Origin of the sequence: Moorena sp. SIO3H5, from assembly GCF_010692395.1 — a bacterium.
In the GTDB taxonomy this organism is placed as follows: domain Bacteria; phylum Cyanobacteriota; class Cyanobacteriia; order Cyanobacteriales; family Coleofasciculaceae; genus Moorena.
This window is the reverse complement of the sequence record NZ_JAAHHS010000834.1, coordinates 1-1,003: the sequence shown is the minus strand read 5'-3', so window position 1 is coordinate 1,003 and position 1,003 is coordinate 1. Positions and strand designations below refer to the sequence as shown.

1 protein-coding gene and 1 pseudogene are annotated in these 1,003 nt (G+C 36.6%); both read right to left on the bottom strand.

Annotated features, from left to right (window positions below; translation table 11 throughout):
* Nucleotides 1–597 (bottom strand): ATP-binding cassette domain-containing protein (locus F6K52_RS36875; RefSeq protein WP_293090265.1); only part of this gene is annotated, 597 nt, incomplete at its 3' end.
* A gap of 165 nt (nucleotides 598–762) precedes the next feature.
* Nucleotides 763–1,003: pseudogene (locus tag F6K52_RS36870) on the bottom strand (BMP family ABC transporter substrate-binding protein); the annotation flags it as partial.

Below are 1,003 nucleotides of genomic sequence, written 5' to 3'. Positions count from 1 at the left end.
CACTTCATCTAATTTGTGACTGATAAAAATAATTGTCTTTCCAGCAGCAGCTAATTGCTTGAGAATTACAATTAGAGATTCTACCTCTTTTGGTGTAAGTACCGCCGTTGGTTCATCGAGAATTAATAATTTAGCTTGGCGATACAAAACCTTGAGAATTTCTACTCGTTGTTGTACGCCAAGAGGTAAATTACCAACTTGAGCATAGGGGTCAACTTCTAAACCATAGGTTTGGGATAAAGCTGCAACTTCTGCTTGTTTTTTGCGCAGATTTAACCACCATTGACTTTCTGTACCGAGAATAATATTTTCCGTAACACTCAATTGAGGTACTAGCATAAAATGTTGGTGAATCATACCAATTCCCAACTTAATTGCCCTATGGGTAGATGTAATGTTTACAGATTTTTCCTGTAAATAAATTTTACCAGAATCAGGTTGATAAACACCACTAATAATATTCATTAAAGTAGTTTTACCCGCACCATTTTCTCCTAAAATAGCGTGTATTTTTCCCGATTCTACTTGTAAATTAATACAGTCATTAGCAACAAAAGAGCCAAAACTTTTGGTTACATCAACAAGACATAAATTCATTTAAACTTGGATACCATACAAACAATCATCCATTAGCAACCCTAAACTTGGACACCACACAGACAATCATCCATTAACAACCCTAAACTTGGACACCACACAAACAATCATCCATTAACAACCCTAAACTTGGATACCACACAAACAAAGTATCCATTGCCAAGGTTATGCTTTCTTGACACAACGAGTTTCCATCCCAGCTTCCTGACACTTCTCAAAAACAATCTTTTTACTAGCAATATCCTCTTGAACTTTCTCTGCCTTTTCTACCACATTCCCAGGTACTTTTGTGCCAAACTCTCCCAAAGAGAGAATCTCAGATTGATCCAAACCAAAAGTATATATCTGACCTTTTATTTGGTTTTGCTTCGCCAACTCGGCCAAATTAGCGATCGCTAAATCCATG